This window comes from Mesorhizobium sp. M7A.F.Ca.US.007.01.2.1 (genome assembly GCF_003998165.1).
GTDB classification, from domain to species: domain Bacteria; phylum Pseudomonadota; class Alphaproteobacteria; order Rhizobiales; family Rhizobiaceae; genus Mesorhizobium; species Mesorhizobium ciceri.
Window position 1 is genome coordinate 1 of record NZ_RZQP01000024.1, and the last position, 26,120, is coordinate 26,120.

Annotated in this window: 15 protein-coding genes and 1 tRNA gene; 8 read left to right on the forward strand and 8 right to left on the reverse strand. The window is 63.4% G+C overall.

Annotated features, from left to right (window positions below; genetic code table 11):
- The 3 genes from EN949_RS07045 to EN949_RS07055 all read left to right on the forward strand — a co-directional run.
- On the forward strand, positions 1-8,157 hold an 8,157-nt coding region (locus EN949_RS07045; RefSeq protein WP_127371659.1), incomplete at its 5' end, for a glucoamylase family protein.
- A 510-nt stretch (positions 8,158-8,667) separates the two neighbouring features.
- Positions 8,668-10,449: a glucan ABC transporter ATP-binding protein/ permease gene (locus EN949_RS07050; RefSeq protein WP_013532297.1), complete on the forward strand. Its 1,782-nt coding sequence runs from the start codon at positions 8,668-8,670 to the stop codon at positions 10,447-10,449.
- Between the two features lie 107 nt (positions 10,450-10,556).
- Entirely contained in the window at positions 10,557-11,333 is a 777-nt protein-coding gene (locus EN949_RS07055) for a heme ABC transporter permease (RefSeq protein ID WP_027162453.1), read from the forward strand.
- Between the two features lie 21 nt (positions 11,334-11,354).
- On the opposite strand, the gene EN949_RS07060 is transcribed toward EN949_RS07055, so the two are convergent.
- Positions 11,355-12,413 carry a D-TA family PLP-dependent enzyme gene (locus EN949_RS07060; protein ID WP_164754816.1) on the reverse strand — a complete coding sequence of 353 codons (1,059 nt, stop codon included), beginning with the start codon at positions 12,411-12,413 and terminating at the stop codon, positions 11,355-11,357.
- 190 nt (positions 12,414-12,603) lie between these two features.
- Between EN949_RS07060 and EN949_RS07065 the strand changes: the two genes are divergently transcribed.
- Positions 12,604-13,290: a D-lyxose/D-mannose family sugar isomerase gene (locus EN949_RS07065; RefSeq protein ID WP_013532294.1), complete on the forward strand. Its 687-nt coding sequence runs from the start codon at positions 12,604-12,606 to the stop codon at positions 13,288-13,290.
- Between the two features lie 86 nt (positions 13,291-13,376).
- Here EN949_RS07065 and EN949_RS07070 read toward each other — a convergent pair whose 3' ends face one another.
- From EN949_RS07070 to EN949_RS07100, 6 genes are all read right to left on the reverse strand, one after another.
- Positions 13,377-14,525 carry a L,D-transpeptidase gene (locus EN949_RS07070; protein ID WP_245461887.1) on the reverse strand — a complete coding sequence of 383 codons (1,149 nt, stop codon included), beginning with the start codon at positions 14,523-14,525 and terminating at the stop codon, positions 13,377-13,379.
- A 567-nt stretch (positions 14,526-15,092) separates the two neighbouring features.
- Positions 15,093-16,772, reverse strand: coding sequence for a hypothetical protein (locus tag EN949_RS07080; protein ID WP_127366985.1), 1,680 nt, complete (start codon positions 16,770-16,772; stop codon positions 15,093-15,095).
- A gap of 133 nt (positions 16,773-16,905) precedes the next feature.
- A complete protein-coding gene (locus EN949_RS07085) occupies positions 16,906-17,538 on the reverse strand; it encodes a hypothetical protein (RefSeq protein ID WP_024505763.1) in 633 nt (210 codons plus the stop codon).
- Positions 17,539-17,802: 264 nt separating this feature from the next.
- The gene (locus EN949_RS07090; RefSeq protein WP_024505762.1) at positions 17,803-18,159 is read right to left on the reverse strand and encodes a hypothetical protein; all 357 of its coding nucleotides are present in this window, start codon (positions 18,157-18,159) and stop codon (positions 17,803-17,805) included.
- Between the two features lie 151 nt (positions 18,160-18,310).
- Positions 18,311-18,384 (reverse strand) — tRNA-Gln (locus EN949_RS07095).
- A gap of 187 nt (positions 18,385-18,571) precedes the next feature.
- Positions 18,572-19,504, reverse strand: a complete 933-nt coding sequence (locus EN949_RS07100) for a lysylphosphatidylglycerol synthase domain-containing protein (protein ID WP_127366986.1) — start codon at positions 19,502-19,504, stop codon at positions 18,572-18,574.
- Between the two features lie 364 nt (positions 19,505-19,868).
- Here EN949_RS07100 and EN949_RS07105 point away from each other — a divergent pair, with 364 nt between their 5' ends.
- Together EN949_RS07105 and EN949_RS07115 are read left to right on the forward strand one after the other, a co-directional pair.
- The gene (locus tag EN949_RS07105; RefSeq protein ID WP_127371660.1) at positions 19,869-21,227 is read left to right on the forward strand and encodes a Ppx/GppA phosphatase family protein; all 1,359 of its coding nucleotides are present in this window, start codon (positions 19,869-19,871) and stop codon (positions 21,225-21,227) included.
- Between the two features lie 229 nt (positions 21,228-21,456).
- Entirely contained in the window at positions 21,457-22,200 is a 744-nt protein-coding gene (locus EN949_RS07115) for an RlmE family RNA methyltransferase (protein WP_013532288.1), read from the forward strand.
- Between the two features lie 104 nt (positions 22,201-22,304).
- Here EN949_RS07115 and EN949_RS07120 read toward each other — a convergent pair whose 3' ends face one another.
- Positions 22,305-23,723, reverse strand: coding sequence for a DHA2 family efflux MFS transporter permease subunit (locus EN949_RS07120; protein ID WP_013532287.1), 1,419 nt, complete (start codon positions 23,721-23,723; stop codon positions 22,305-22,307).
- A 307-nt stretch (positions 23,724-24,030) separates the two neighbouring features.
- Between EN949_RS07120 and guaB the strand changes: the two genes are divergently transcribed.
- Together guaB and EN949_RS07130 are read left to right on the forward strand one after the other, a co-directional pair.
- Entirely contained in the window at positions 24,031-25,533 is a 1,503-nt protein-coding gene (gene guaB / locus EN949_RS07125; protein ID WP_013532286.1) for an IMP dehydrogenase, read from the forward strand.
- On the forward strand, positions 25,484-26,107 hold the full coding sequence (locus EN949_RS07130; RefSeq protein ID WP_127366195.1) for a hypothetical protein: 624 nt from the start codon (positions 25,484-25,486) through the stop codon (positions 26,105-26,107). The genes guaB and EN949_RS07130 overlap by 50 nt, the downstream gene beginning before the upstream one ends.
- Positions 26,108-26,120: the final 13 nt, after the last annotated feature.

Genomic DNA, 26,120 nt, shown 5'->3' on the forward strand with positions numbered 1-26,120 from the left:
CATTCGGACAGTTCCGTTTCGGCGACGATGTTCAAGTCCATCGTCCAGGGTTTTCAGTCGGTCGAGCCGCTGAAGATCGGCGAACTCTGGGCGCTGCCTTCGCTGTTGCGCTTCGTGCTGATCGAAAATCTGCGCCGGCTGGCGGTCAGGGTCAATCGAACCCGTCAGATGCGTCAGATCGCCAACGATGTGGCAGACAAGGTCCTGGCCACCGACGACAGCGCCGACCGGCAGTCGATCCTGTCCAATTTCAGCGCACACGCACAGGACACCACCTTCGCCACCCAGCTGCTCTATCGCCTGCGCGATGGCTCGCAGAATGCCGGCAAGGCTCTGGAATGGCTGGAAGGCGAGCTCGAAAAGACCGGCTCCGATGCCGAGGAAATCATCATTTCCGAACATCACACGCTGTCCAGCGGCAATGTGACGACGGGCAACATCATTCGTGGCCTGCGCCTCATCAACGACGTCGATTGGACCGTGTGGTTCGAAGGCGTTAGCCGCATCGACACCGTGCTGCGCGAGCGCACCGATTTCGCCGCGCTCGACTTCTTCTCGCGCGACCAGTACCGGACCGCGATCGAGGAATTGGCGCGCCGCTCGAACCTTTCGGAATATCGCGTCGCCGAGAAGGCCATCGAGCTGGCCGGCCACGCCGCCAGCGATGGCGACGGCGACGTCGTTTTAACCGGGTCCGCCCACACCGATGTCGGCTTCTTTCTCGTCGGCCCACGCCGGCTCGAGCTGGAGAAGGCGATCGGCTATCGACCCACCATCAGCCAGACAGTCAAGCGTGCCTTCGGCAAGACCGGCTGGCTCGGCATCGTCGTACCGGTGTTTGCGCTGACGGCGCTGCTTCTCGTCCTCTCAGGCAACGCGCTTGCCAATCTCGGCCTGTCGGTGCCCTCGATCGTCCTCATGCTGGCGCTTTTTGCCGTGCCGGCCAGCGAGGGCGCGCTCGCCTTCTTCAACACGGTCGTTTCGCTGTTCCTGAAACCGACGCGCCTCGTCGGCTACGATTACCGGCACGGCGTGCCGCCCGAGGCGCGCACGCTGGTGGTGGTGCCGTCGCTGATCGGCTCGCGCGACGATGTCGAGGAAAACATCCGCAATATCGAGGTGCATCATCTCGCCAACACGGCCGATGAAATCCATTTCGCGCTGCTGTCGGACTGGCCGGACTCGAAGACCGAGATCGATGCTGCCGACACCGAAATCCTCGAATTCGCGCGTGCCGAGATCGCTCGTCTCAACGCACGCTATCCCTCCGAAGGCGCGCCGCGCTTCTATATCCTGCACCGGCGCCGGCTCTTCAATGCGGCGCAAGGGTCGTGGATGGGCTGGGAGCGCAAGCGCGGCAAGCTGCATGAACTCGACCTTCTGCTGCGCGGCGACAGCGACACCACGTTCCTGCCGCTCGACGTGCCGCTGCCGGAGAACGTCGTCCACGTGATGACGCTCGATGCCGACACGCGCACCACCCGTGACGCGGTCGCCACCCTCGTAGGCAAGCTCTGCCACCCGCTCAACCGGCCGCATTTCGATGCCAGCAAGCGCGTCGTCACCGCCGGCTACGCGATCCTGCAGCCGCGCATCACCGCGTCGCTGACATCAGGCGACGATGCGTCGTTCTTCCAGCGGGTGTTTTCGGCCAATCGCGGCCTCGACCCTTATGTCTTTGCCGTGTCCGATCTCTATCAGGACGTCTTCGGCGACGGGTCCTTCACCGGCAAGGGCCTCTATCACGTCGACGCCTTCGAGGCCGCCCTGCAGGGCCGCATCGAGGAAAACACCATCCTCAGCCATGATCTGCTGGAGGGCGCGCTGGCGAGATCGGCGCTGGTCACCGATGTCGAACTGGTCGAGGACTATCCGACCCGCTACTCGGTCGACGCCTCGCGCCACCATCGCTGGGCGCGCGGCGACTGGCAGTTGCTCGGCTTCATGCTCGATCCGCGCTCCGGCGTGCCTGCGCTGTCGCGCTGGAAGATGATCGACAATCTGCGCCGCTCGCTGACGCCGATCTTCTGGGTGATGGCGGCGATTGCCGGCTGGACGCTGCTGCCCTTCACACAGGCCGCGCAATGGCAGGCCCTGCTGATCCTCAGCCTGTTCATGGCGCCGACATTCGACATCGTCAACGCCATCCTGCCCAAGAGCGGCGACCAGACGCCACGCGGCCATTTCTCGGCCCTGGCACGCGACGTCGCCTTCGGCACCGCCATGGTGGCGCTGAAGATCGTGCTGATGGCGCACAACGCCTGGATGATGGGCGATGCCATCGTGCGCACGCTCTATCGGTTGTTCGTCAGCCGCCAGAACCTTTTGGAATGGCGCACCGCCTCGCAGGCGCACAAGGCGGGCGACAACGATGTCGGTTCGTATTACGGCATGATGTATGGCGCCGTGATCATCGGCTTCGTCGGCCTTGCCATTCCGGTGCTGGCCGATTCGACCGGCGCCTTCGTTGCCTTCTTCTTCGCGCTGTTCTGGATTGGCTCGCCCGCCATCGCCAGCTGGATCAGCCGTTCGGCTGAAACCGAGGATCGCTTGCGCATATCGCAGGCCGATATCCATACGCTGCGCACGGTGGCGCGGCGCACATGGCATTATTTCGAAAGCTTCGTGACGGCAGAGCATCACCATCTGCCGCCCGACAATTTCCAGGAAAGCCCGGCACCGGTGGTGGCGCCTCGTACTTCGCCCACCAATATCGGCGTCTACCTGCTGTCCGTCGTTTCCGCCCGCGACTTCGGCTGGATCAGCCTGTCCGACGCCATCACCCGCATCGACGCCACCATGGCCACGATCGAGGGCATGCCGCGTGAGCGCGGTCACCTCTTCAACTGGTACGACACCACGACGCTGAAGCCGCTCTATCCGCTTTACATCTCGGCAGTCGACAGCGGCAATCTCGCCGGCCATCTGGTGGCGGTGGCGGCCGCCTGCGCCGAATGGGCGGAGGCGCCCTCCGTCCACCTCCAGGGCGATTTCGAAGGCATTCTCGACACGGTCACCATCCTCAGCGAAAGCCTCGATGATCTGCCCGACGACCGCCGTCAGTTGCGCCCGCTGCGCCAGCGCCTCGCCGACCGTCTCGACGGCATGCGGCGCGCTGTCGACACCATCAAGGCGCAGCCCGAAATGGCGTCGATCCGCACCATCAACCTGGCTGTGCTGGCAGGCGAGATCCGAAAATTGGCCACCGCCATCCATACCGAGGCGGTGTCGCCCCAAAGCGACGTCATCGTCGACTGGGCGGCAAGGCTGGAAGCCACCTGCGAAGCGCACGTCCATGACGCGCACAGCGACGACAATGCCGTCGAGGCGCTGCGTGCCAAGCTGCTCACCTTACGCGAGCGCACCCGCCGCTATGCCTTCGAGATGGATTTCTCCTTCCTGATGCGGCCGGAGCGCAAGCTGCTGTCGATCGGCTACCGGGTCGAGGAACACCAGCTCGACGAAAGCTGCTACGACCTTCTGGCTTCCGAAGCACGGCTGACCAGCCTGTTCGCCATCGCCAAGGGCGATCTGCCGACCGAGCACTGGTTCAGGCTTGGCCGGCCGATCGTCGAAATCGGTTTCCAGGGCGCGCTGATGTCCTGGTCCGGTTCGATGTTCGAATATCTGATGCCGCCGCTGGTGATGAAGGAGCCGCAGGGCTCGATCCTCAACCAGACGAGCAAGCTGATCATCAAGCGCCAGATCCAGTATGGCCGCCAGAAGAACGTGCCGTGGGGCATTTCGGAGGCCGCCTACAATGCCCGCGACCGCGAACTGACCTATCAATATACCAATTTCGGCGTTCCAGGCCTCGGGCTGAAGCGCGGTCTTGGCCAGAACACGGTGATCGCGCCTTACGCCACCATACTGGCGGCCCAGTTCAATCCGCGTGAAGCCGTGCTGAATCTCGCCCGATTGCGGGAGATCGGGGCGCTCGGCCGCCACGGCTACTACGATGCCGTCGACTTCACGCCACAGCGCGTGCCGGAAGGCACGGACCATGTCGTCGTCCAGAATTATATGGCCCACCATTCGGGCATGTCGATCGCGGCGGTTGCCGACGCCATCTTCGAAGGTCGCATGCGCGACCGCTTCCACAGCGATCCGGTCATCGAATCGGCCGAACTCTTGCTGCAGGAGAGGGCGCCGCGCGACATCCCGACAGCGACCGTCAGGACCGAGGCCGACGAACGCTCCAAGGACGAGACCGAAGTCGACAGCCCCGACACCCGCATCGTGCTCAATCCGCTGCAGTCGCTGCGGTCGACCAACGTCATGTCGAACGGCCGCTATTCGGTGATGGTCAGCGCGACCGGCTCGGGCTACAGCCGCTGGGGCGATCTCTCCGTCACCCGCTGGCAGCCGGATCCGACCGAGGACCGGCTCGGCTCCTACATCTTCCTGCGTGACGCCGGCACCGGCGACTGGTGGTCGGCTACAGCCGAACCGAAGCGAGCCGCCGAGGAAAAGGCGCAGACCTTGTTCTCCGACGACAAGGCGAGCTTCGTCAAATCGGTGGGCACCTTGCGCTCCGAGGTCGAATGCATCGTCATCTCGGAAGGCAATGGCGAGGGCCGTCGGGTCACGCTCTACAATGACGGTCCGTCCGACCGTCACATCGAAGTGACCTCCTTTGCCGAGCTGGTGCTCGGCCTGGAGGCGTCCGACAACGCGCATCCGGCCTTCTCGAAGATGTTCGTGGAAACCGAAATCTCTGCGAACAACGCGGCGATCTTCGCCACGCGGCGCAAGCGCGAGACCAGCGAGCCCGATATCGCCATGGTGCATTTCGTCACCGATCCGTCCGGATCGGCGCGCGACGCCGAGGCCGAGACCGACAGGCGCGCCTTCATCGGCCGTGGCCGCACCATCGTCGACGCAGCCGCTTTCGACCCGGGCGCCAGGCTGGGCGGCCACTCAGGCTTTACGCTCGATCCCGTCGCCTCGCTGCGCCGCCAGGTGCGCGTGCCGGCCAACAAGAAGATATCGCTGACCTTCTGGACGGTTGTCGGCGCCGGCCGTGCCGAACTGGACGAAGCCATCGCCCGCCTCGACCATCCGGAGAGCTTTGCCCGCCAGGCCATGCTTGCCTGGACGCGGAGCCAGGTGCAGACCCGCCATATGGGCCTCAGCCTGACCGATGCCGCCAATGTGCAGAAGCTGGCGCGCTATCTGATCTATCCGGATCCGTTCCTGCGTCTTCCCGCCGAATCCATCGCCTCGGGGCTGGGCAAGCAGTCGAGCCTGTGGCCGACAAGCATTTCCGGCGATTTCCCGATCTTCCTGGTCAGGATCGGCGATGTCGCCGATCTCGAAATCGTCGCCCAGGCGCTGCGGTTCCAGGAATATATGCGCACCCGCGGCATGATGATCGACTTCGTCGTCGTCAACGAGCAGGCGTCCTCCTATGTCCAGGACCTGCAGCGGGCGGTCGAGACGCTGTGCGAAAACAGCCGTCTGCGCGGCAAGGAGCTCGGGCCGCGCCAGCACATTTTCGCGGTGCGCCGCGATCTTATGGACGAGACCACCTACAAGACGCTGCTCGCCGTCGCCCGCGTCGTCCTGCACACGCGCAACGGCACCATCTTCGACCAGATCGAGCGCGCCGAGGCGGCGGCCCTGCAGGCGCGGGATGCTCTGGCAACGTTGCCGATTCCGCGTGAATTGCCGTCGCCGCTATCCACGACGCATACTGCTGCCTCGCAGGCGGTGGCCAATGTCAGCGCCGATGGCAGCGGGCTCAGCCAGTGGAACGGCTTTGGCGGTTTCGACGGCGACGGACGGCACTATGTCGTGCGCCTGGCCGGGCGGCGCACGACGCCGCAGCCGTGGATCAACGTCGTCTCCAACGCCTCGTTCGGGTTCCACACCTCCGCCGAGGGCGCAGCCTTCACCTGGAGCCGAAACAGCCGCGACTACCAGTTGACGCCGTGGTCGAATGATCCGGTCTCGAACCGCCCGGGCGAGGGCCTCTATATCTACGATCAGGCCAGCGGCAAGGCATTCTCGCCGCTCGCCGCCATGGTGCGCGATCCCTCGATGACCTACGAGGCCTGGCACGGCCAGGGTTTCTCGACCTTCCGCTCGAAGCGCGGACCGTTGTCGATGGACCTTACCCATGTCGTCGATCCGGTCGATTCCCTGAAAATCTCGCGGCTGCGCATCCAGAATTCCGGCTCGGTGCCGGCGCGGCTGCGTGTCTATGCCTATGCCGAATGGGTGCTCGGCGGGCATCGGTCGCGCACTGCGGCAACCATCGTCCCGTCGCGGGATGCCGCCAGTGGGGCGCTGCTCGCACAAAACCCCTACGGGCTGGATTTCGGCGAGCGTGTGGCCTTCCTGGCGGCCGACGGCGGCGTCCATTCGGTGACGACAGACCGATCGGAGTTCCTGGGCCGGCATGGCTCCAGCGAGCTACCGCAGGCGGTGCTGAGTGGTGCAGCGCTGTCTGGCCGTGTCGAGGCCGGCGACGATCCGTGCGCGGCGATTGCCCGCGACGTCGAGATTCCGGCTGGCGGCGACGTGACGCTGCTCTGGCTGCTCGGCGACGCCGAGTCCGCCGAGGAGGCGAGCGCGCTGGTGGAGGAGCATAAGGTCAAGGACTTCGACCAGCGATTGGCCGACAATGAGCGCGAATGGCGCGGCTTCCTCGACACCATCCAGGTCGAGACGCCCGACAAGGCGCTCGACGCCATGGTCAACCACTGGCTGCCCTATCAAAGCCTGGCCTGCCGCATCCGCGCCCGCTCGGCCTTCTATCAGGCCAGCGGTGCCTTCGGCTTCCGCGACCAGTTGCAGGATACGCTGGCGCTGCTGGCGCATGACCCGCAGCTGGCGCGCGACCAGATCCTCAACGCGGCGCGGCGGCAGTTCCCCGAAGGCGACGTGCAGCATTGGTGGCTGCCGCGCACGGGTGCTGGCGTACGCACGTTGATCTCCGACGACGTGGTCTGGCTTGCCCACGCTACGGCGCGCTATTTGCTGGTCACCGGCGATGCCTCCATCCTCAAGGAGCAATTGGCCTTCATCGATGGACAGCCGCTGGGCGAGGGCGAGCACGATGCCTTCTTCACCCCGGAAATCTCGAAGAAGACAGCGACGCTCTACGACCATTGCGCGCGTGCGCTCGATCTCGCCATCAAGCGCAGCAGCCCCGCGGGCCTGCCGCTGATCCTCGGCGGCGACTGGAACGACGGCATGAACCGCGTCGGCGAGCACGGCAAGGGCGAGAGCGTCTGGCTCGGCTGGTTCCTGCTGAAGACGCTGGGCGATTTCGCGCCCGTCGCCAAGACCGAGGGTGATGCCAAGCGAGCACAGGCCTGGGCAAAGCATGCCGATGTTCTGAAGCGGGCGCTTGAGAGCACCGCATGGGACGGCGAATGGTACCGGCGCGGCAGTTTCGACGACGGCACGCCTTTGGGGTCTCGCAACTCGCAGGAGTGCAAGATCGACTCGATCGCCCAGTCCTGGAGTGTGCTTTCGGGAGAGGGCGACCCGGCACGGTCGACCACCGCCATGGAGCAAGCAACGAAGCTGCTCGTCGACGACAAGCTGAAGATCGTCAAGCTGTTCACGCCGCCATTCTCGAAGACGGAAAAGGACCCCGGTTACATCAAGAGCTATCCGCCTGGCGTGCGCGAGAATGGCGGCCAGTACACCCACGCCGCCACATGGTTCGTCATCGCGCTTGCCGAGATGGGGCAGGTCGACGAGGCCTATCGTTGTTTCTCGATGCTGAACCCCGTCAACCACGCGACCGACGAGGCCACGGCCGAGCACTATCGAGTGGAGCCCTATGTCGTGGCGGCCGACATCTATGCCGGGGACGACAATGCCGGCAACGGCAAGGGCGGCCGTGGCGGCTGGACCTGGTACACCGGCTCTGCCGGCTGGCTCTACAGGGCTGCGGTCGAAGGCATTCTGGGCATCGAACGGCGCGGCAAGCGTGTCCAGTTCAAGCCGAAGCTGCCAAGCCACTGGGATGGGTACTCGGCAAATCTCAAAATGCTGGGGGCGGAACTCAAGGTTCGTGTCATCCGCGACAATAAGGCCAAGGCCGTGTCGCTGGAGGTGAATGGGGCAAAGACCAAGGCTTCGGCAGTCGAGCTGAAGGACGGCGAAGTTGCCGAGGTGGTCGTCAGGATTCCGGCCTGAGGCCTGTTGCCCAAAAAGCATGCGCTCGGGGCGGGGTTCCGGGCCGCGACTTTTGTCACCACGGCGGATGAGAGGCCCCATCCCGCCTGGCGTTGCCGTCTGCCGTTGACGGGCATCTCGCCGAGAAGTCTATGAAATCAAAGGCTTGAGGCGTCCCATAGGAGTAGCCGCGAGCGGTGAGGGTTTGGCCACCCTTCGCCTGGAAGGGCATCCTGCAGCTTTGTTTTGCTTTATACTTCGCGAAAGGCGATTTCGGCCTCAGTCATCCGCCCGACATTGTTGCTGATTAAAATTATGGCAGCACGTGCCAACTGCCATGATTTCGCCGCATGCCTGACATTTTACCTGTCTTCTCAAACCGTTAGGTGATCACGGCAGATTTCGGAACGTCGCCATCTTTTGTTCGCTCTAAGGGAACTGAAGGGGTACACGGCCATTGTTTTGCGACGTATCAACCGGTACGAATAAAATGATGCAGTGCACAATAAACAGCGTGGCGGAGTAACTGGGGTGACCCTTCTGCAAATCTACTGGCGAGCTCTCGGTTATCTGGCCGCGGACAGGAAACGCGTTGCGTTGATCTGTTCGGCCAACGTGGCTCTCGCCATCGTAGCGCTTCTCGAGCCGATTATGTTCGGTCGCGTCATCGGCGCCATCTCCGAGCGTGGCTCTGTCTTCACCACGCTGGTCATGTGGGCCGGTCTCGGCGCCTTCAACATCGTTGCCTTCGTCATGGTGGCGCGCGGCGCTGACCGTTTCGCCCATGCTCGGCGCAGCGAAGTGCTTTGCGAGTCGTTCGAGCGCGTGATCACCATGCCGCTCGCCTGGCACCATCAGCACGGCACCTCCAATGCGCTGCACACGATGCTGCGCGCCGTGGAAACCCTGTTCAGCCTTTGGCTCGAATTCATGCGCCAGCATCTGTCCACGGCTGTCGCCCTCGTACTGCTGGTCCCGACCGCGATCAGCATGGACCTGCGCATGTCGCTGGTGCTGCTTGGCCTCGGGCTGCTCTATGTCGGCATCGGCCGGATGGTCATGCGCCGCACCAAGGCGGGCCAGGCCGCGGTCGAGCGCCACTACCACAAGGTGTTCGCGCATGTGACCGACTCGGTCAGCAACGTTGCGGTGCTGCAGAGCTACAATCGCCTCGGCCACGAGGCCGATACGCTGCGCCGCTACGTCAAGAACCTGCTCGACGCGCAGAACCCTGTGCTCGACTGGTGGGCGCTGGCCAATGCCTTGCACCGTCTGTCATCGGCAATCTCGATGCTGATCGTATTGTCGATCGGCTCCTATCTCGTGACTCATGGTCAGTTGGGTGTCGGCGACGTCATTGCCTTCACCGGTTTTGCCACGATGCTGATCGCTCGCCTCGATCAGATGTCGGCTTTCGCGAACCAGATTTCCGAGGCCCGTGCCAAGCTCGAGGATTTCTACCATCTCGAGGACTCCGCGGCTGATTCCGCCGAGCCGGACGGCTTGCGCGATCTTTCCAACGTCACCGGCCATGTCCGCTTCGAGAATGTCGGCTTTGAATTCGCCAATTCCGGCCAAGGCATCGACGACGTGTCCTTCGAGGTGCAGGCGGGCCAGACCGTCGCCATCGTGGGCCCGACGGGTGCCGGCAAGACCACGCTCATCAATCTGCTGCAGCGTGTCTTCTCGCCGTCCCATGGCCGTATCCTGATCGACGGCATCGACACCCGCACCGTGACCCGCAAGTCGGTGCGCCATTCGATCGCCACCGTGTTCCAGGATGCCGGCCTGCTCAACCGCTCGATCGAGGACAACATCCGTGTTGGCCGCGCCGATGCAAGCAATGACGAGATCCATGCCGCTGCCAATGCGGCTGCCGCACAGGACTTCATCCTGTCCAAGAGCAATGGCTACGACACGGTGGTTGGCGAACGTGGCGGCCAGCTGTCGGGCGGCGAACGTCAGCGCATCGCCATTGCCCGTGCCGTGCTGAAGGACGCACCGATCCTGGTGCTCGACGAGGCGACCAGCGCGCTCGACGTCGAGACCGAGGACCGCGTCAAGGAAGCGATCGACGAACTGCGCCGCGACCGCACCACCTTCATCATCGCCCACCGCCTGACCACCGTTCGCGACGCCGATCTGGTCGTGTTCATGGACAAGGGCAGGGTGGTCGAGATGGGCGGCTTCACCGAGCTGTCGCTGCGCAATGGCCGCTTTGCCAGCCTGCTGCGCGCTGGCGGCCTGCTCAACGACGAGGAGGTCCGCCGCCTCAGCCGCACCGTGCTGCAACAGCAGGAAGCGGCCGCCTGATCAGGCACGTCTCTGCCTTCTCCCACAGGGGAGAAGGCAAAGCGCTGCAGCCCTGCGACACCACCGCTCGATTGCCCCGAACGCCGCGGCGGTTTATGTAGAACCGCATGAGCGACACGACTTCACGCCTGACAAGCTGGATGGATCTCGCCAACCCGACGCGCTTCGTCGGGCTGGCGGACAAGGTCGTGCCATGGCTGGCCACGATCGCCGCACTGATCCTCGCCGTCGGGCTCTATATGAGCTTCGCCGCGCCTGAGGATTTCCAGCAAGGCATCACCGTTCGCATCATGTACATCCACGTGCCTTTCGCCTGGCTGGCCATGATGTGCTACACGCTGATGGCGGTTTCCGCACTTGGCACGCTCGTCTGGCGGCATCCGCTGGCCGATGTCGCGCTGAAATCAGCCGCCCCCATCGGTGCGGTCTTCACCGCGCTGGCGCTGATCACCGGTTCGATCTGGGGCAAGCCGATGTGGGGCACCTGGTGGGTCTGGGATGCGCGGCTGACTTCGGTCTTCGTGCTGTTCCTGATGTATCTCGGCATCATCGCGCTGACCCGTGCGCTCGACGATGCCAGCCGCGCCGCCTGGGCCGCCGCCATCATCACGCTGGTCGGCTTCATCAACATCCCGATCATCAAGTTCTCGGTCGACTGGTGGAACACGCTGCATCAGCCGGCCTCGGTGTTCCGCATGGGCGGCTCCACCATCGACCCCAGCCTGCTGTGGCCGCTTCTGGTGATGGCGCTCGGCTTCACCGTGCTGTTCTTCGCGCTGCACCTGATGGCGATGCGCACCGAAATCCGCCGTCGCCGGGTGATTGCCATGCGCAGGGTCGCGGCACGGCAGGCGGAGCGCTCTCCCCCTTCTCCCCTTGTGTGAAAAGGCAAGACGCTTCTTAGTTCACCCCATCCTTCCGCGCGCCGCCACAGGCAGCGTTTCCAGCACTTTGTCGCCGTCGACCAGGTTGACCTCGTTGAACAAGTTTGTGACGACGCAGCAATGGTCGGGCACGACACGCACGCGCTCGCCGATGCGCAATTTGCCGTCACCCGAAAGCGTGACGGTGCCGTGCTCCTCGCTCAGGCCCGTCACCCGCGCTCCCGGCACGCCGGGCAACTCGCCGAAATCGGCGAGACCCAGCGTGTCGCTGGACAGCGCCTTGCTGCCGGCATCGAGGATAGCGCGCATCGCGGTGGGATGGCTGACCACCGTCGACAGCACCGTCAGCGCGCAATCGTCGAGCGCGCCGACGCCTTTGGCGACCTGATAGCGGTCGAGATAGATGTAGGTGCCTGGACGATACTCCGTGACAACAGATGTATCGCTGGAGCGCCACATATCCGGCGTGCCGCCGCTGGAGATGCGTTCGCAGGCGAGGCCCGATGCGGCCAGCGCCTGCTTGGCGTCGGCGAGCCAGGCTTCGGCCTCCGCTGCCTTCCCGGCGGCCGGGTAGGTCATCAGTCCTCCGAAGGCGAGGCCACCGGCTCTGTCGATCTGTCTTGCCAGCGCAACCGCTTCATCGGCCGACTGCACGCCGCAGCGACCCATGCCGGTGTCGCATTCGACCAGCACCGGTAGACGATGACCGGCATCGGTGAAGGTGGTTGCCAGCCCTTCGAGCGTCTCCATGCTGTCCGCTGTCACCGACAGGGTGACGCGCCCGTGCAGCGCCAGAAGCCGCTCCAGCTTGGCGCGCCCAAGGATGTTGTAGGGAAGAAAAATATCGGTCAGCCCGGCATCGGCCATCACCTCGGCCTCGCCGATCTTCTGGCAGGTGATGCCGACGGCGCCGGCCGCCACCTGCTTCTTCGCCCAATAGGGCAATTTGTGCGTCTTGATATGCGGCCTGAGCTTCAGCCCGTTCCTGTCGGCATGCGCCTGGGCGCGGGCAATGTTGGCTTCGGCGCGCGCGGCGTCGATGAGAATCGACGGCGTATCGAGGTCGTGGACGGTCGGCATCATCTTTCACCCCATGAGGAATCCGCGGGATTTATGGCCCTGAAAATCCGCGATGTCACGTGGCCAGCGAAGCGGATCTGTGGTCCATGCGCCTAAGCGCAAGGCCGGGCAGGTGGCGAGATGGATCGACACCGCATCGACGTTCGGCTATGCGATTTGCCAGACAAATCGATACGAAGGGATCATGATCATGAAGCGCTCCGCCATCAACGACATCATCCGCGAAGCCGACGCTTTCATCCGCTCGTTCGGCTACATCATGCCGCCCTTCGCCTATTGGTCGCCGCAGGAGGCGAAGGCGCGCCAGGTCGACTCGTCGGCGGTGTTCACCTCGCGGCTCGGCTGGGACATCACCGATTACGGTCAGGAGAAATTCAGGGAACTCGGCCTGTTCCTGTTCACCGTTCGCAATGGCCGCTACGAGGACATGAAGAAGGGCATGGGCATGCTCTATGCCGAGAAAATCATGATCTCGCGCAAGGACCAGCTGTCGCCGATGCATCGCCACAACATCAAGGCCGAGGACATCATCAACCGTGGCGGCGGCAAGCTGGTGCTGGAACTGTTCATGCATGACCGCGACGGCGGCATCGATCCCAAGGCCGAGGTTTCGGTGCCGGTCGACGGAACCATCCACAGGCTGCCTGCGGGCGGGCTCCTGAAGCTCGACCCGGGCCAAAGCGTCACGCTGCTGCCCGGCGTCTGGCATGCCTTTTGGGCCGAGGGCAAGGATGTGCTGATCGGCGAGGTCTCGACCGTCAACGACGATCTCACCGACAATGTGTTTCGCGAACCGATCGGCCGTTTTTCCAACATCGACGAAGACGTTGCCCCGATCCATCTGCTGGTGTCCGACTACGAGAAGTGGCTGGGGTAAGGGGCCGCTCCACGCCCTCGGCGACGCCAGTCACACGACCGTGTGACTAGTCACACGGTCGAAAATGGGTAGGCCGTAGCGCCTACCTACTGCGATCCTTGTTCGACCGATCCTGCCGCTTCGTCCTTGAAGACGACCTTTGTGCCTTTTTGCACTTCAGAGGCGAGGTCTTCGGCATCCCAGTTGGTCAGCCTGATGCAACCATGCGAGAAGGTCTTTCCGATCTTGCCTGGGTCCGGCGTTCCGTGAATGCCGTAGCTATCGATGGACAAGTCGATCCAGACCGATCCCACCGGATTGTTTGGCCCGGCAGCGATCGTGAAGGGGCGCTTGGTCTTCACCCCCTTGAAGGCAAACTCGGGATCGTAATGATAGGTTGGGTGGTGCACCACGCGTTTGACCTCCGCCTGGCCACTCGGCGCGGGCTTCTCCTGGCTTCCGATCGAGGCGGGGTACGTCGCAAGCACTTTGCCGGAAGGGTCAAGCACCCGAACCTGGCGAGCGCTCTTGTCGACCTCGACGCTCGCGATGTCTTGCGGCGGATCACCTCGGGTGACAGCTGGCACGAGCAGCTTTTGCCCCGCCCTCCTGAAGCCGATGCCGGGATTGAGCCGTTCAAGCAGTTGCTCGCTGATGTGGAAGCGCTCCGCCATCTTTTCCAAGGCATTGTGGTAAGCCAGCCTGGGCAGGCGGGCCATCCTCTCCATGCGTGCCGGAATTCGCCTGGTGAACGGCCCATGCACATCCTTGCGTGTCAAATCGTAGGTCTCAATCGCGGGGCGCGAGGAGGTCGCGACCAGCTTGTCCCATGTCTCGCGGGTGAGCTTGCCGTCGGCAGGCAATCCGTTGGCCGCTTGGAACGCACTGACTGCCCGGGTGAAGTTCTCTGCTTGGCGGCCATCGATCAGGCCTGGCGAGAAGCGTGCACGATCCAGGAGGATTTGCGCCTTCAGCACGGTCGCACTGACGCCTTTCGCTTCGCTGCCGTCAAATTGGGCGTTGTTGACGGCGGCCGCGTCCAGTTTTGCCGCCGCCGTTGCATCGCATGCCATGACGAGCATGGCGACCGCGACAAGAACGAGCCTGATCATGGAGGTCACACTCCCGTATGGGCACCTGCTTCTATGACGTCGCACGGCCGATCTGGTTCCATTTCCTGCAGTTGCGTCCGACTGCCGAGTGCCGTGCGCGCAGTGAACCCGGACCAGGAGCACCCGGCGGTGGCGCGGGTGCATTGTTGATAAGGGTCCGCCATCATCAAGATGAATGGCGACTCCCGTCAGCGCATGTGTTGGCTTCAGAACCGCAGAGACCGGAGCGACAACGGGCCAACGCCCGATTGAGTCCGTCTCCACAGGCTCGGTGATCGAGGAGAGCCAGGATGCAATTTCCTGCCCAGAAGAACAAAGGACCGGCTCAACCAGCCGAGGATGAGCGCCAGGCACGGCTTGAGAAAACAGCCAGGCTCAAGCAGCTTCGCTCCTATGCTTCCTGGCTTTCGTCTGACCCAAACGCCCAACTTCACGATGAGATAGACTGCTCCGTGCTGATCGAAGGCGTGGGACGACGCAGCATGGAGCCTTGGCTGATCGGCAGGTGACATACCCGGGCGGCGAGGTTTCCACCGCCAACGACGATCTGGTCGACAATTTGTTTGGCTAAAGCAGTTCACCGTTTCACGGAAACGGCGACCCGCTCTAACTCCTTGTTTTGACGCAATTCCGGACGGAAAACCGTTTCACACTTTTCCTGGAATTGCTCTAGCCGATCGGCCGCAACAGTGGCGACAGGCAGACTTCGCGTCAGTGACAGCAGCCTTGCTGCGCGCTCGTCCTGCACAGGCAGGACGAGGTGATCGGTACGTCCGCCTTGGCCAGCGCCGCTGCAAGGCTTGTCTGCAATGTCGGCAATTCATCGGTCTCGCCGCGCCGTTTCAGGCATTCCACAAGCCCGTGCAATGCCCAGACATTGTTCGGATGCTGGGCACAGCGCTGCACCGTGCCGCTCAGGCCCAGATCGTCGCGATAGACCTGTTCTGCTTCCTGCGCGTGACCCTGGTCGAGAAGCAGCGCCGCCAGCGCATGGCGCGGCGGGTGCATCCAGGCCCACGGCTCGGTGTAGGACAGATTGTCGTCAAGCTCGACCGCCTGCCGCAAATGGCCATACGCCTCCTCATGCCGGCCCTGGTGGTACGCGAGCTCGCCGTCGAGCAGGGCGGCACCGACAGCCAGCGAAGCTTGCGCCGGGTTGCTGAGGAAGCGCCGCTCGGGCGCAATGCCTTTCAGATGCCGATGGAACTCTTCGCGCTCACGTTCAGCCTCAGCGAAATGCTTGAGCGTCGCATGCGCCACACCCTTGGCGTAGCGCTGCATGGCCGCCGTCAGCACATAGAGGCCCGGCTCCTCGGTGACCGGTTCGTCGATGATCTCCTGCCAGCGGCCGAAGCGCACCTGCACATGCGATTTCATCGCATGGTAGCCTTCCACCGTCTGCGTGAGCTTTGGCCGGCCCTGGATGGCGACCACGTCGCGCGCGACCAGGCTGCGCACTCTGTCGGCCGCCCACAATGCAGGCTGGTACTGGCCCGACAACATGCAGGTGAACATCATCAGATGCAGATCGTGGCAGCAGCCGAGCAAATAATAGGTCGGCTCGTCGGCATAGGCGAGATAGAGGTCGTTGGCACGCACCGCCTTTTCGCTGGCGCGTTTTGCTTTCTCATACTCGCCGCACAGCACATAGATGTGCCCCGGCATGTGGTTCATATGCCCGGCATCGGGGCACATCTCGCCGAGCAGATCCGCTGACCGCATGCCGCGCTCCGGCATGGTGGACATTTCCAGGAGATGGATGTGCAGGTGGATGATCGCCGGATGTTGTGCTGCGCCGGCCTCATCGGCAAGCCGGATCGACCGCTCACAGACGTCGAGCGCCTCGACGACATCGGAATTCGGCGCCGGCGCGCCGGTCTTGAGGTTCCACAGCCGCCGCACCGTGCGCATCATCAGTGCTTCGACCAGCAGTGCCATCACATCATGGTCATCGGGAAAGTCCCGATACACAAGCCGCATCGCGGCGGCATAGGCGTCATCCCAACGTTCGAATTCCTCCAGGCTCACCCGGTGTGGCTTCTGGAAGCGGGCGGCCAGCGCCTCGATCAGCCGCTTCTCGATCTCACTGGCGGCAGCCGCATTGGCCCGCGCCAGCTGGACATGCTCGAAGCAGCGCTTGGTCGCGCTGTCGGCTTCGGCCTCGCCATGCTCCTTCCAGGTCAGATTGTAGAAAGGCCCGGCGGCATAGGCGATGCCCCAGTGAACCATCGCGCAGTGAGGATCTGTTTCGAGCGCCTTCTCAAAACACTTGATGCCTTCCTCATGGTTGAAGCCGTAGCACCAGTTAAGGCCAATATCGAACCAACGCTGGGTTTCTGTCGAGCGAGTGGAGATGGGGCGGCGGTAGGTGCCGAGGTCGAAGCGGTCCATGTGGTCTCATTCAATTCTGATTGCCAGCGAGCCAGCTCTGGTCAGACTCCTTCGCCATCAATGTGTGCCGAAACTGGCAGGCATGGCAAACGCAACGAGTGCCATCGCTGCTTGCATTTGGATACTACCGCCCTTAGCCGGTCTCTTCGGGCACCGTTTCATTTTGCCAGCCGGCTAGCTCAGGCAGGTCGTCAAGCCAGCTTTTCTCGGTCATCAAGGCATCGCCGGCCTGCGGAGCAGCCTCGGTGGCGTTTTGAATGAGCCAGTCCATCCACTTCCGATAGGCAGCCGGGGTCAACTCGGGCGGCAGCACCTTGGCCTTGGCCAGCATGCGTTTGCGGAAACTCACCTGCCTGCGGAGTTTCGTCGTCGTGAATTTGATGGTCTTGCCCTGATATTCGACCGTCCAGCGCCCGTCGCCGTGGCTGGCGAGCCTGTCGATGGCGAAGCCGCTATCCACCGGCCTATCCCGCCAAGGAAGCTCGACGGCATTCTTCCTCAGATCGAGTGCCCATCGCCTGTAGTTGGTCCCGGCACGCTGGGGCGGCAGCACCCCTGTCTGTTCGAGCATTTTCCTGCGGAAGGTCGGCTGCTTCTTAAGCTGGCCTGTCGTCAGCTCGATGCGATGCCCGCGGAATTCGACGTGCCAGCGGATCCTGCCATTGCCGAAATACTTGACCAGCCTGTCGATGACGAATTCGTCGTCGGAGAGCGTCACGCAGCCTTGGCTGATGCGTTCGAGAATGAATCGGCTGTCACTGACCATTACGCGTTTGCTCCATGCTCCTCGATGTAGCAGAGGCCGGGTGCCGGGAGTGGAGCGCGACCGGAATCGGCCTCGGCTTCATCGAAGGAAATCACGCGGCCGAGGCGGCCTACAGGAAGGCAGGGTAAGTGACGACACGGCGCGCGATGCGGCGAACGCCGGAATAAATATGCCGGCTCGTCGGATCGACTGGTGTTGCTGGCGGTGTCTTGAATTTCACGCTTGGCGCGTTCGACGGGGTCGCTGGTACAGCACTCCACTCGCTTAATCTGGTGCCATCTGGCAATTGGGGCCAATCCATTTATTTGCCGAAGTATCGAGTTCATTGTCCATGTCGGAGGCGCTGCATACAGGATACCGATCATCACCGCGCCGAGCCATACTTAAGGACTTATACCGGCGAAGGAGTGCATCGTGATCTTGGGGCTGTTGGCCTTGTCGCTGCGACGAAAGCTTCATCATGCAATTGGCAAAAGCATCCGTGCCTTGTTTAAAACCAAAGCCGGTACACTGCGCCTTGTCTTCCGCAGTCTGGGTTTGACTGGCATTCCCCTTGTCTGTCGTGCAGCCAACCAAGAAAGTAACGAACATCAGAAATCCGATGAAGACCAAAGCGCGCATTCCGTTCTTCCTTCGATAATTTCGATCCTTTGACGATCCTATAAATGTCACCCCGCCGCAACCCACCATAGCTGGAATCCCGTCAGGTGGTCGCCAGGGAGCATTTCACGATGATGAGCGTTGGTGATTGTTTTGATCGAGAGAAGAGGAGTGGCTGGGGAACCTGGATTCGAACCAGGACTAACGGAGTCAGAGTCCGTGGGTCTACCGTTAACCTATTCCCCAGCAGGCACGATCTTGAATATCACGATAAACGTGAAAACCGTGCGGGCCGAGCGGGCAAGCCGCTGTGAGCGCTGCCTTGTAGCCGCCAGCGGAAAATAGTCAAGCCTGCTCTGTGCTTCAATGGCACGTTTCGACAGGACGCCACACTTCAGATGCCGGCGCGCGGCGCCCAGTCCTATTCCACGCCTCAAGGCTCCGTCCGGCTGAACTGCGAGCGTTCGAAGAACAACACCACGCCCAGGCCCAGAATCAGCGGGACGATCAGGTAGAACAGCCGGAACACCAGCAGTGCCGCCAGCACGCCGACCGGATCCATGTCCGACAGGCCGGCGAGGAACACCACCTCGAACACGCCGAGTCCGCCCGGCGCATGCGAGATCTGCGCGATCGAGAAGGAGACGAGGAAGACGCCCAGTATGACGAAGTAGCCGGGATTGTGGGCTGCGGGCAGGGCGAAGAAGATGATCGCGGCGGCGGCCAGCAGTTCGATCGGGCCGATCAGCAACTGCCGGGCGACGATCGGCAGCGCCGGATAATGCAGCTGAAAGCTGGCGATCTTCAGCGGGCGCAGATGCAGCCAGCTGCCGAAGACATAGGCGGCGACGAGCAGCAGCATCGCGATACCGGCCGCTTCGGACAGGCCATGATGGGCGATGCCGGAAAATCGGTCGAGTATCTCAGGCTCGAACACCAGAACGAGGCCCGAGGCCAAAATCGTCGACAGCACGAAGGTGATCCAGCAGACCGCCACCAGCACGCCGACATCCTGTCCGGTCAGGCCCCTGGTACCGTAGGCGCGGTAGCGGATGACGGCGCCCGAGAACACCGAACCGCCAATGTTGTGCGACAGCGCATAGGTGGTGAAGGAGCACAGCGTGACGAACAGCCACGACACGCGCTTGCCGATATGCAGAAGCGCGATGTGGTCGTAGCCGGCGAGCGAAGCATAGGCGATGATCGAACTCAGCGCGGCAAGAACCCAGCCGCGGGTCGGAATGGCAGCGATGCCGTCCCAGACATCGTCGAGCGAAATGCCGCGCAGTTCGTGCCAGAGCAGCAGCAGCGAGAAGATCACCGCCGCGATGCCGACGACCGGCCAGAAATAGCGTCTCCAGTTCATTGCCTGACTGCCATGCGTTGCGGGGTCCGCTTCCTTTCGCGGCTGGTGGGAGGCCGGCTGCGCCGGATTCTTCCGCTCATTTCAGAAATGCCTCATCGAAGCCGGCTATTCAACCGCGAACCCTTGTCGCAGCGGCGGCCGGCAAGATTTGTCCGTGGGGCGACCGAAGAGATGCCGGCAGGCGTTGCGCCGGCAACGGATTCATCTCACGGTGGCACCGGAACGGCGGTCAGCGGCCTGCCGGTAAAATTCGGCATGCGGCTCTTGGTGATCGGGCACGGCGCTGTTAGTCTGGCGACAACTTAAAACACTGAAGCGCCTGCTGCGTCCATCATAGGTTCGCGCGGCGCCGGAAGGAACGACAGTGGAAGACCACGATACCGGCGCCGGCGCGCCGGAGGTGGGCGTGTCCAGCGCTTCCCAGCGGTCGGCTGACCCGGGGAACGCAAGCTGGCAGCAACGCCGCCCGACGGAGCTCCGCTCCGCAGACGGGCAGGCGGGCGACGCACCCCACAAAGGCAAGCCCAAGAAGCGGCGCAAGCGAAGGCGCGGGCGCAAGGTTTTTGCGCGCGAGGAAGCGCGCCCCGCGGAGAATCGATCGCCGGCGCCAGGCAAAACCGGTGCCCCGGCGGCGGAGGCCCACAGACCGGCGGAAGCGGCGGTCTCGCCCGCCGCTCTTGAGCCGCGGCCGGAACAAGGCGCCCGTCGGCCGCCGGTCCATGAGCTTCCGGTGTTTGCGGCGCTTGACCTCGGCACCAACAATTGCCGGCTGTTGGTCGCCGTGCCGACGCGGCATGGCCAATTCCGCGTCATCGACGCCTTTTCGCGCATCGTCCGGCTGGGCGAGGGGCTCACCGCCAATGGCCGGCTCGGCCAGCCGGCGATGGACCGCGCGGTCGAGGCGCTGAAAATCTGCGGCGACAAATTGCGCAACCGCAAGATCAGAAAAGCCCGGCTGATCGCCACCGAGGCTTGTCGGACGGCCGAAAACGGCGTCGAGTTCATCGACCGCGTCGAACGCGAGGCCGGCCTGAAGCTCGAGATCATTGACCGCCAGACCGAGGCGCGGCTGGCGGTGTCCGGCTGCGGCTCGCTGGTCGAGCGCGACACCCAAGGCGTCGTGCTGTTCGATATTGGCGGTGGCTCGTCGGAAATCGCGCTCATCGATCTCGCCGGCCGCCGTTCGCCGAGGTTGGCCAATCATATCGTGTCGTGGACGTCGCTGCCGGTCGGCGTCGTCTCGCTGGCCGAGCGCTTTGGCGGCCGCACGGTGACGCGCGAGATCTTCGCCGCCATGGTCGATGACGTTGCCGGCCGGCTGGCCAGCTTCGACGGTCGCGATCGGCTGAGCCATCTCAAGGCCAGCCCGAATTTCCATCTGCTGGGCACGTCCGGAACGGTGACGACGCTGGCCGGTGTCCACCTTGAACTCGAGCGCTACGATCGCCGCCGTGTCGACGGGCTGTGGATGGACCGCGACAGCGTCGATCGCATGGTCGAGAGACTGGTTGGCTGGGATTTCCAGCAGCGCTGCGCCAACCCTTGCATCGGTGCCGATCGCGCCGATCTGGTACTGGCCGGCTGTGCTATCCTCGAAGCGATCCGCGCCGTATGGCCGTCCGAGCGGCTGCGCGTCGCCGATCGTGGCCTGCGCGAAGGTATTTTAAGCGAACTGATGGCCGATGATGGCGTCTGGCGCAACGATGGGCGTGGCAGAGCGTGAACAGTCGACCCCCACTCCGTCGAGCTACGCTCGACACCTCTCCCCCGATCGACGGGGGAGAGGAAAGGCGTGAACTTATGCAGGCTGGCTCCCTTCCTCTCCCTCCGGAGGGGGGAGAGGTGGCTCGGCGAAGCCGAGACGGAGTGGGGGAAGCCGTTCACGAAACGCGCAGACGTCGAAAAATGAACACAACTCGACGAGCGAGAAAACCCGGACCAGAAATCAGGCAATGACCAAGAAACCGGAAAAACCAGGATCCGCCAGCATTCGCGTGCTGAAGACGCGAATCAAGAAGAAGAGCGGGCTGAAGGAATCGTCGCGCCGCTGGCTGCAGCGCCACATCAACGATCCCTATGTCCAGCGCTCCAAGGCTGACGGCTATCGCTCGCGCGCGGCCTATAAGCTGATCGAGATCGACGACAAGCATCATCTGTTGAAACCCGGCATGAAGGTGATCGATCTCGGTGCCGCCCCCGGCGGCTGGTGCCAGGTCGCCGCCGCGCGGACGAAATCGACGGCCGACAAGCCGCATGTCATCGGCATCGATTATCTCGAAATGGACGCCGTGCCCGGCGCACCGGTGCTGCTGATGGATTTCCTCGATCCGCAGGCGCCGCAGAAGCTGGCCGAGGCGCTGGGTGGGGATCCCGATATCGTGTTGTCCGACATGGCGGCACCGACCACCGGCCACAAGCGGACCGACCATATCCGCACCATGCATCTGTGCGAGGTGGCGGCCGATTTCGCGCTGTCGGTGCTGAAGCCAGGCGGGCACTTCCTTGCCAAGACCTTCCAGGGCGGCGCCGAAAACGAACTGCTCTCCATGCTCAAGAAGAATTTCCGCTCGGTCCATCACGTCAAGCCGCCGGCGTCGCGGGATGAATCGGTCGAGCTTTATTTGCTGGCCAAGGATTTCAAAGGGCGAGATCTTCCTTCTCCCCTGGGAGAAGGTGTCGCCGAAGGCGACGGATGAGCTCCAGGGAGCGCCAACGTTTCACTCCGCTGGAACACCCCTCATCCGTCTCGGCGCTTTCGCGCCGATCCACCTTCTCCCACAGGGGAGAAGGCAAGAGGGAACTACTTCCCCGCCGTGCTCGTTTCCAGCGTCTTGGGTGTGGTCAGGCGGCCGTGGCCGGAGATGGCGTTGCCGGCATCGGGCGCCAGCCGCATGAACGACAGCGACGCGGCGGCCGAAATCGCCGCGACGACGAAAAACGCGGTGTGGAAATCCGCCAGCGTCAGTGATCGGTCGTGCAGGCTTGTGGACACTTCCAGGATTCCGCCGGCCAGCGCCACGCCGAGCGCGACGGACAACTGCTGGAACACCGCCGTGATCGGTGTCGCCTTGCTGGTGTCTTCAGCCGAAACCTCGGCATAGGCGAGCGCATTGACGCCGGTGAAGAACATCGAGCGGATGAAGCCGCCGACGAGCAGCATGGCCAGCATCAAGAGATAGGGTGTGTCGGGTGTGAACAGGCCGTTGATGGCGATCGAGGCGGCGGCGACCAGAGAACCGACAACCAGGACGCGGCGGAAGCCGGCGACGCGGAAGATCAGCGCGGTGACAAACTTCATCCCGATGGCGCCGATCGCCGAGACGAAGGTGATCATGCCGGACTGGAACGGCGTCAGCCCAAAACCGATCTGGAACATCAGCGGCAGCAGGAACGGCACGGCACCAATGCCGATGCGGAACAGTCCGCCGCCAAGCACCGAGGAGCGGAACACCTGGTTGCGGAACAATTCGAGCGCCAGCAAGGGATTTTTGGCGCGTCGCGCGTGCAGCAGATAGAGCGCGCCCGAAAGCAGGCCGACCGCTACGGTGATAAGGCCGGTGGCCGGCGGCAAATAGGGCAGGCTCACCACCGACAGGCCGAAAACCACGCCGGATGCCGCCAGCCCGCTTAGCACGAAGCCGAGGAAGTCGAGCGGCGGCGTCTCCATCGATTCGGTCTCCGGCAGGAAACGCGTCGCCAGCCAGATGCCGATCAGGCCGATCGGCACATTGATCAGGAAGATCCAGTGCCAGGTGAAGTAGGTGGTGATGAAGCCGCCGACCGGCGGCCCGACCAACGGTCCGACCAACGCCGGAACGGTTAGCCAGGACATCGCCGCGACGAGTTCGCTTTTTGGTGTCGCGCGCACCAGCACCAGCCGCCCGACCGGTGTCATCATGGCGCCGCCAATGCCTTGCAGGAAGCGCGAGACCACAAAAGCCGGCAGCGAACCGGACAGCGCGCAGGCGATCGAGCCGACGATGAAGACGGCGATCGCGGCGCGAAAGATATTCTTGGCGCCGAAACGGTCGGCCATCCAGCCGCTGATCGGAATGAAGATCGCCAGCGAGACGAGATAGGCGGTCAGGGCCAGCTTGAGCGCGATCGGGCTGGTGTGGATGTCGACGGCGATCGCCGGCAGCGATGTCGCGATAACAGTCGAATCCATGTTTTCCATGAAAAGGGCGACCGCCAATATAAGCGGGATGGTGCGGTTCAAGGAACGCGTCCAGACTTGAATGTTGCGTTGCCGGTTGCATGTCGGCCCTGAGGCGGGCGGTTACCATGCCTTCGCCGGGATGTCGCATTAATTTGCTGTCACTTTTGTGCGACCGGCAACCACAGGTGGCATCCCTTCGCCGGAAAGTCACCTTTCCGGGAGCGTGAAATCATCCGCTTTTCATCGGTGCTTGGACGTGGTACCAGCCAGCGCCAATCCTGAAAGGGAAGAAACGAGTCGGCGCTGTCCATTCCGGTCCAGCGCTTTTTTGTATTCCCCCACCGTTTTTATGTTCAAGGGACTGGCCATGGCAAAAATCATCGAAACGTCCACCGGCGCATTGGCGCTGACCTTTGACGACGTGCTGCTGCAGCCGGGTCATTCCGAGGTCATGCCTGGCGAAACCGATGTCCGCACCCGCATCGCCGGCGACATCGACCTGAATGTGCCGATCCTGTCGGCGGCGATGGACACCGTCACCGAGGCGCGGCTTGCCATAGCCATGGCCCAGGCCGGCGGCATTGGCGTCATCCACCGCAATTTCTCGCCGGCCGAACAGGCCGAGCAGGTGCGGCAGGTCAAGAAATTCGAATCCGGCATGGTGGTCAATCCCGTCACCATCGGCCCCGACGCGACGCTCGCCGACGCGCTGGGCCTGATGCGCAGCTATTCGATCTCGGGCATTCCGGTGGTCGAGAACGGCGGCAGCGGCGGCCACAAGATCGGCCGGCTGATCGGCATCCTGACCAATCGCGACGTGCGCTTTGCGTCCGATCCGGCGCAGAAGGTCCATGAACTGATGACCCGTGACAACCTGATCACGGTCAAGGAGAACGTCGACCAGGACGAGGCCAAGCGCCTCCTGCACCAGCACAGGATCGAAAAGTTGGTCGTCGTCGACAGGCAAGGCAATTGCGTCGGACTGATCACCGTCAAGGACATCGAGAAGTCGCAGCTCAATCCGCACGCCACCAAGGACGCACAGGGCCGCCTGCGCGCCGCCGCCGCCACCAGCGTCGGCGATGACGGTTTCGAGCGCGCCGAACGCCTCATCGATGCCGGCGTCGACCTTCTGGTGATCGACACCGCGCATGGCCACTCGCAGCGCGTGCTCGACGCCGTCACGCGGGCGAAAAAACTATCCAACTCCGTCCGCATCCTGGCTGGCAATGTCGCCACCGCCGCGGGCACGCAGGCGCTGATCGACGCCGGTGCCGACGCCGTCAAGGTCGGCATCGGCCCGGGTTCCATCTGCACCACCCGCATCGTTGCCGGCGTCGGCGTGCCGCAGCTCTCAGCCATCATGTCGGCGGTCGAGACGGCGCACAAATCCGGCGTCTCGGTGATCGCCGATGGCGGCATCAAATATTCCGGCGATCTGGCCAAGGCGCTCGCCGCAGGCGCCAGTGCGGCCATGATCGGCTCGCTGCTGGCCGGAACCGACGAAAGCCCGGGCGAGGTCTATCTGCACCAGGGCCGCTCCTTCAAGGCCTATCGCGGCATGGGCTCGGTCGGCGCCATGGCCCGCGGCTCCGCCGATCGCTACTTCCAGGCCGAGGTGCGCGACACGCTGAAACTGGTCCCGGAAGGCATCGAAGGGCAGGTTCCCTACAAAGGACCTGTGTCTGGCGTGCTGCACCAGCTTGCGGGCGGCTTGAAAGCCGCTATGGGTTATGTTGGTGGCCGCGATCTTGCCGATTTCCGCGAGCGCGCCACTTTTGTGCGCATATCCAATGCCGGACTTCGTGAAAGCCACGCCCATGACGTCACGATTACCCGCGAAAGCCCGAACTATCCCGGCGGAGCCTGACCGGTACGGGCTCGGGCGGAGCCTGACGGCAACGATCCTGCGGCTGCCGCGCCACGCAGGCGCACTCTGTTTCCTGTCGGCGGTCGTTTTCATCGCCATGACGGCTATGGAATTACTCTACTTCCGCCAGTTGAGCGGCGGCTTGCCATCACTCGACATGCGTATTTTCGGTTTCACTCCGGACGAAGGCATGGCCTGGCTGACGGCACTCGGCCGGCGCGGCGGCGAGATCATTCTCGTCTGGCACTATCTGACCTTCGATCTGTTGTTCCCGGCGCTGCTGTCTGTGACGCTGGTCAGCCTGATCCTGGCCACCGGCCGGCGATTGAAGGCTTTCCGCGTGCAGCCGGTGCAGCTGCAGTCGATCTTCGCGCTGGTCCTGGTGCTGCCCTACACGCTTGCCGACTACGCCCAGAACATCGCGGTAGCGCGGCTTCTGTCCGATTTCCTGTCGGCGAATCCGGACTCGCTGTCTTTGGCTTCGGCGCTCACCGTCACCAAATTCGCGCTTTTCGCCGTCCCGGTGATCGTCATTGCCGCCTTCTGGCTGGCAGGCCAGAAACGCCTGGCCTGATGCCGCGCGCAAA